A 6227-nucleotide genomic window follows, 5' to 3' on the forward strand; every position below is an offset into this window, starting at 1 on the left:
GAACCATATTCACTTAATAATTTAACCGCCGTTGTTTTCCCAATCCCTTTCACCCCTGGAATATTATCAGATTTATCTCCACACAATGCTTTATAATCAATCACTTGATTCGGATAAATCTGCAATTTTTCATAAACCTGTACAGCTAAAAATTCCGTTGGACTACTTCCCTTTCCCGGTTCTAAATGTAAAACGCTAATCTGTTGATCCAGATCAATTAACTGAAATAAATCTTGATCTCCCGATAAAATTTTAACTCGATATCCCCCCTGACTTCCAATTTTTGCTAATGTCCCTAATACATCATCCGCTTCATAACCCGGAGCCGTTATAATCTTTAAATCAAAAGCTTCTAATAAAACTTGTAAATTCTGTACATCTTCAATAAAATCTTGAGGCGTTTCAGAGCGATCTGCTTTATAATTTTCATCGGCTTCATGGCGAAACGTAGGAACCCCTAAATCAAAAGCGATCGCTAAATAATCGGGTTTTTGACTTGCCATTACCTCTAATAAAGATTTCAAAAACCCAAAACAAACACTGGTCGGAATACCTGTTGAGGTGCGTAACCCTCCTTGGCGACTTTTCCCAAAGGCAAAATAAGAACGAAATGCCAACGAATGACCATCAACCAAAAGGAATAGGGGTTGTTCCAACACTGTTTTAATCCAAGCGCAATACAATCTTTATTTTAACGATCAATCTTCTGCCTTTGTAGGGGAAAATAAAACCAGGTTAATAGATTTCAAACGTGGAAATCGAAGAATACTATAAAATTTTACAGATACAACCCGGGGCATCCTTTGAGGAGGTCAGACAAGCCTATCGTCATCTGGCGTTAATTTGGCATCCCGATCGCTACCCACAAAATTCTACCTCACAAGCTGAAGCCGAAGCCAAATTTAAACAAATCAGCCACGCCTACGAAACCTTAAGAACCCATCTAAGCAACCCTTACCCCCCCACCTCCCCTGCTCCCCCCACCTCCCCTGCCTCTCCTGCCCCCCCTGCTCCCCCAACTCCCCCTCCCTCCCCAACCCTTCCCCTCGGCTGGTTAACCGGAGTCTTCCTCAACTATACCCTCATGGCTTGGATGTTAACGATCTTGAAAATTCCGCCTTGGGTTTGGGTCTTTGCAAGTGTCGCTTGGTTGTTGGTCACGATTGCCGCTAGTGAAGATTCCGAGTCCGGTCAATCTTGGTTGATGGCGTTAATCATTGCTGGGGCGATCGCAGGTTGGGTCTTAGGAAACGAAGCAGGAGGGCTCATTACCGCCTTTGTATGGGGAGTTGTCGGCATCGGATTAGGGGCGATCGCAGGCTCAGAAACCCCATCTAAAGGGATAATCGGACTATTAGCCGTGATGGGAATTGCCGCCATTGCCGGGTTAATCGCCGGAACCCGTAGAGGAAATTGGCTGAGTTCTATTTTTGGGGGCGGTTTTGGGGCGATGATGGGATTAATGTTAGGAATGATTCTGGATGCAATGTTTCGTTCTAAAGCAAAATTAGGAACCGGAAGTTTATTTGGATTCGTCTTAGGAGCCTGGATCGGAGCTTGGATCGGAGCCGGAAAAAAAGCCATGATGCGGGTGATCGAAGGAATGCCGCCAGAAGTCATTATTGCAGCTTGGGGTGCGATCGCAGTAGTGGCGGGAGTTGTGGCGCAAATGGTTGCTGGAGAAAAATTACTGACGTCTTACAATGGATTTTATACCTTTTTAATTTTAGCGATTACCTCTAGTCTTGGCTTAAGTTTTGGTTGGTGGTTAGCTCAATAAAGAGCCACTTTCAAAATTTCGGGTTGAGGCGTTTGTTACCGATGTTCTCACTTTTGAAATAAATACGGAATTTGGGGTATCTTTTCCGAAAGAAATACAAATATCCCATTCATGAACAACGGTAATCAGAAATTTGATCGGATTTGCTTTGATGTTAAATTTCTGATTTTAAAATTATCTGTTAACTCTATCGCTCAGGGAAAACAATGGAACTTGATTTATCTCGTTTTTTTAAAGCGTCTAATCCGGCTGAAACCCTCGATGTTGAACGTCCTGAAGATCAACAATATTATATTGATTTTTCTCCAGCACGGGGCGGAAAGTCAATAGAAAAAATTGCCCGAACCATTACTCGGCTTTCTCCTGATCGTCCCACCTGTCAACTGTTTACCGGGCCTGTGGGTTCAGGGAAATCAACGGAATTATTAAGGTTGAAAGCTCAACTCCAAAAAGAAGGATTCCACGTCGTTTATTTTGAATCGAGTAAAGATTTAGATATGGGAGATGTGGATATTACTGATATTTTATTAGCGATCGCTCGTCAAGTTAGTGAAAGTATTGAAAGCTTGAAAATAAAATTACAACCCAAAGGATTTAAAAGTTTATTAAGTGGTGTTGTTAATGTTTTAAATACGGAAATTGACTTTAAAGCCGATATTAATGTCCCCGGTCTGGGAACATTAGCGGCTAACACAGACGGAGAATTTTGCCTATCAACGGGAATTGGTAATATTACGGCTAAAACAAAAGATAGTCGAGATTTACGGTCTTTATTGCGTCAATATTTAGAACCTCGAACCAATAATATTTTAGAGGCTATCAATAAAGAACTCTTAGAACCTTCCATCCAGCAGTTAAAACAGATGGGTAAACAAGGGTTAGTCGTAATTATTGATAACTTAGATCGGATTAGCTATAGTCCAAATAGCACCGGACGTCCGCAACCAGAATATTTATTTATTGATCGAGGTGAACAACTCAATAAACTCAATTGTCACGTCGTTTATACTATTCCTTTGGGTTTGATTTTTTCTAATGATTTAGGACAACTCATGAATCGTTTTGGGAATGACCCCAAAACCTTACCAATGGTAACAGTCAGGTTTGAAGATGGTACACCTTGTCAAGAAGGAATTGAACTGTTAAGAAACATGGTGATGGCGAGAGCATTTCCAGGTGTTGATCCGAAAGAATATCCCGCTTTAGTTGATAAAATTTTTGATAGTCCTGAAACCTTAGATCGACTTTGTACCATTAGTGGGGGTCATGTTCGCAGTTTATTAATTTTATTATATAGCTGTTTACAAAAAGAAGATCCTCCATTAACAAGAGAATCCTTAGAAGAGGTGATTTTACAACGTCGTCATCAATTAACCTTAGCTATTGAAGCCGATGAATGGCAAATGTTACGTCAAGTGGCGGGAACTAAAAAGTTAAGTGGTCAAATGGAATACCAAACTTTGTTAAGAAGTTTATGGGTTTTTGAATATAATCACGCTCAACATTTTTGGTATGATATTAATCCGATTTTAGCAGAAGCTAAGGAATTTTGAAAACGGATTTAAAAGATTTTAGCTGGGAAAACCCCAGCTTTTTTTATTTTTTCTGACCGCCTATTCCTTTTAATTTTTGTCAGAAAATAAACTAAAATTTATAATTGCGATCGCGTACCCACAAACTCACCGGAATTGCTTTTCCTTTAGAATTCACCTTGATTTCTACAACAAAAGATTGTTGATCCTGCATTTGTGCTTCTGTAATTGTACTATTAATTTGTTCCCGTTGATTTTCCGGCATATAATATCGTTCTAAACCATATTCAATACTCCATCCCGTTGATTTTCCCTTTAAAGCAATTTGATTATTCGATAAATTCTGAGGATATTCTGCACTAACTTTAATTGGTTTCCAAGCGAAAGGACGGGGAGAATTCGATGAATCTTTAGGTTGTTCTAAGGTTACATAAATTAAAGTTCCAGATGGTAAATAATCGTCTCCTTTTGAAATTTCTTTCCAACCGGGAAGTGCTTTGAGAGTATCACGATTAGAAATATCATAACTCAGAGTTTGGTAATAGCCTCGAAAAAAGTCATAGGGATCAACGGGTGCTGTTTGCAATATAACTGTTTTTCCGGTCACTTGAGTATAAAAGGCTTGGGACGGAACCGCTAAAATTAAAATTAATTGAAATAATAGCGGTGTCCAAAACTTCCACGCTGGAGTTTGTTTTTTCACAACAAGAGATTGATTTAAAATCTCAGAAGATTGACGATCATTTACGTTAGTTTCATTCATGATTTTTACTCCTAAAAATTATATCAATTAACGATTTTGTGTGTTAGCAACAGCTAATAAATGACGTTCAAACCATAACCCAGCGACAATCACCCCAACACCACATAACGTTAACACAAATGCTTTAAGAATCAGTTCCGTATTGTATTCAAAGGTGCGGGTCATAATTTGAGAAACTAATAAAATCATTCCTCCCCAAAAAGCGAATCGTTGAGTTTGTGCTAGACCAATTCTAATTAATCCTGCTGCTAACAGAAACATCTGAACATTAAACAAAAAGATTGCAATTTCAGGAATCGGATAAATTTGTAAATGCCAAAAATAGATTAATCCGGTGAGTCCTAAAAATCCAGCAATAACACTGGTAATAGAATCTAACCCCCATTTATTGGGATGAATAGCACTGGGTTTTACCAATTGGAACCATTCTAATAATAAAATTCCTAGAAAAATGACAAAATCAATTAAAACAAAGTTGCTAATCGGAATTAAATCATTAGAATCCGTTGGCGATAAATTCTTCCAAATTCCATTAAAAGAGGAAACATAAAACCAAACTGCTAACAGAATAATCGATAAAGTTCGGGATGCAGGTTGAAAGCGTCTACTGTCAATTTGTGGCCATAAGGTATCATCATAACCCCACAATAAAGCCGGAGTAAAAATGACACCAATGGCAAACAGTAACCCTTGGGGTAAATCAGAATTAAACAGGGGAATAATACTAACCTGTAAAGCTGGAATCAGAATCAATAAAGTCATTACGAATAAAACACGAGATTGACACCGATAAGCTAGAGAAATTAACCCTATTCCAGCAATTAAAGGAGTATGTTCGAGGATTAAACGTAAGAGGGAAAATTCTTGAATTGAGAATAAATCAGAGGTTCCTGTCCAATATCCCATTCCATACAGCAGTAATCCTAAAAATCCTAAAGAGGTCAGTTGTAAACTATAGGACATGACTAAAACGCCAATTCCCCACACCAAAAACAGTTCATAAGTAGAACCACTTTGATGAAAAATTTGTCCCATTAAGGCAATATTCGCGCCTAATATTAAAGCTCCAAATAGTAATAATCCTTCTCCTAAACGTTGTTTTCTTCCTCCAATTTGAAAAGCATCTGAGGGTTGTTTCCACAAATAGAAACCAAAGGTATTAACCGCAATAAATAAACTTAAAAGCAGAATAACTTTAATTTCTTTTGACCAGTTCTGCCAATTGGCAGCGACAAAGGTAATAACACCTAAGCCTAATAAAATGCTACCTAAACCCATTAAAATCATCACAAACCGACTACTGGCAGCCGTGTCAAGATGATTAAATTGATAGCGTTTTGCTAACTGTTGATATAAAGAATCATCAATGAGTTGTTCTTCCTGCCATAGTTGGGCTTCTTGACGAAGTTGACGTCGGAATTTTTCGTTGATCATTTGCAGTTAATTAAAACAATGTTAACCGAATCTAAGGTTGATTTACCCCAGGCATAGAATTGTATTTTAGTTTTAACCTAAATCTTCCTGAAAGTACAATTCTGTTTTAATTAACAATTCAGGTTAATTCGTCAGGTTTGTGACAGATTCCTAACTAGCACAGGATTAAGTCATTTGGAAAAAAAGATCATTAATCCCTATTTTATCTGACTGATCGCCTCATTTAGAACTCAAAAACATTAACATTTTTTCAAAAACGTTCACAGCTAGTTCTGGGTCATTATCTCTAGTAAAAATATCATAATTCGGATGGGAATTTGCTTCAATAAACCAATATTGACCCTGCTCATCTACAACAATATCTAACCCAGTATATTCTAAATTAATTTCTTGGAAAATCGGTTGACAAAAGCTTTCAATTTCTGCTATTATATGGGGGTCAGTAACATATTTTGCTTGTCCCCCTTCCCAGTGTAACGGACTTAAATTTCCGGTAAAAGTAGCTTGACTAATATCTTTTTCATACAGTAAGATTAATTTTTTATCTAAAAAGACGGCTCGATATTCCTGTTTAATAACAATATATTCTTGAGCAACTGCGACATAATCATAATGTTTATCATAAATATTAAAAATTGTTGTTAATGCTGTTTTAATTTCTTCAAGATTTTGACAGAGAAAAACATTAAGTCCGCCAGAACCCGAATTCCGTTTAACA

6 protein-coding genes are annotated in these 6227 nt (G+C 37.6%); 2 read left to right on the plus strand and 4 right to left on the minus strand.

Translation table 11 applies throughout. The features are described 5' to 3' along the window. On the minus strand, positions 1–659 hold a 659-nt coding region (locus tag ACKPEB_RS17880), incomplete at its 3' end, for a 5'-3' exonuclease H3TH domain-containing protein (protein WP_408966321.1). 92 nt (positions 660–751) lie between these two features. Here ACKPEB_RS17880 and ACKPEB_RS17885 point away from each other — a divergent pair. Further along, the gene (locus ACKPEB_RS17885; protein WP_408966322.1) at positions 752–1780 is read left to right on the plus strand and encodes a DnaJ domain-containing protein; all 1029 of its coding nucleotides are present in this window, start codon (positions 752–754) and stop codon (positions 1778–1780) included. Positions 1781–1986: 206 nt separating this feature from the next. Next, positions 1987–3333: a P-loop NTPase fold protein gene (locus ACKPEB_RS17890; RefSeq protein ID WP_408966323.1), complete on the plus strand. Its 1347-nt coding sequence runs from the start codon at positions 1987–1989 to the stop codon at positions 3331–3333. A gap of 91 nt (positions 3334–3424) precedes the next feature. On the opposite strand, the gene ACKPEB_RS17895 is transcribed toward ACKPEB_RS17890, so the two are convergent. The 3 genes from ACKPEB_RS17895 to ACKPEB_RS17905 form a co-directional block, all read right to left on the minus strand. Continuing rightward, the gene (locus tag ACKPEB_RS17895; protein WP_408966324.1) at positions 3425–4075 is read right to left on the minus strand and encodes a GDYXXLXY domain-containing protein; all 651 of its coding nucleotides are present in this window, start codon (positions 4073–4075) and stop codon (positions 3425–3427) included. Between the two features lie 27 nt (positions 4076–4102). Beyond that, complete coding sequence (locus ACKPEB_RS17900) at positions 4103–5509, minus strand: DUF2157 domain-containing protein (RefSeq protein ID WP_408966325.1); 1407 nt, start codon at positions 5507–5509, stop codon at positions 4103–4105. A 219-nt stretch (positions 5510–5728) separates the two neighbouring features. Further along, a partial coding sequence (locus ACKPEB_RS17905) for a RimK family alpha-L-glutamate ligase (protein ID WP_408966326.1) occupies positions 5729–6227 on the minus strand: 499 nt, incomplete at its 5' end.

This window comes from Planktothrix sp. (genome assembly GCF_046067725.1).
Classification (GTDB): Bacteria; Cyanobacteriota; Cyanobacteriia; order Cyanobacteriales; family Microcoleaceae; genus Planktothrix.

Bases quoted from the DNA above. Each gene is read 5' to 3' on its own strand.
- ACKPEB_RS17890 (WP_408966323.1), top strand. From the start codon at position 1,987: ATGGAACTTGATTTATCTCGTTTTTTTAAAGCGTCTAATCCGGCTGAA.
- ACKPEB_RS17900 (WP_408966325.1), bottom strand. From the start codon at position 5,509: ATGATCAACGAAAAATTCCGACGTCAACTTCGTCAAGAAGCCCAACTA.
- ACKPEB_RS17895 (WP_408966324.1), bottom strand. From the start codon at position 4,075: ATGAATGAAACTAACGTAAATGATCGTCAATCTTCTGAGATTTTAAAT.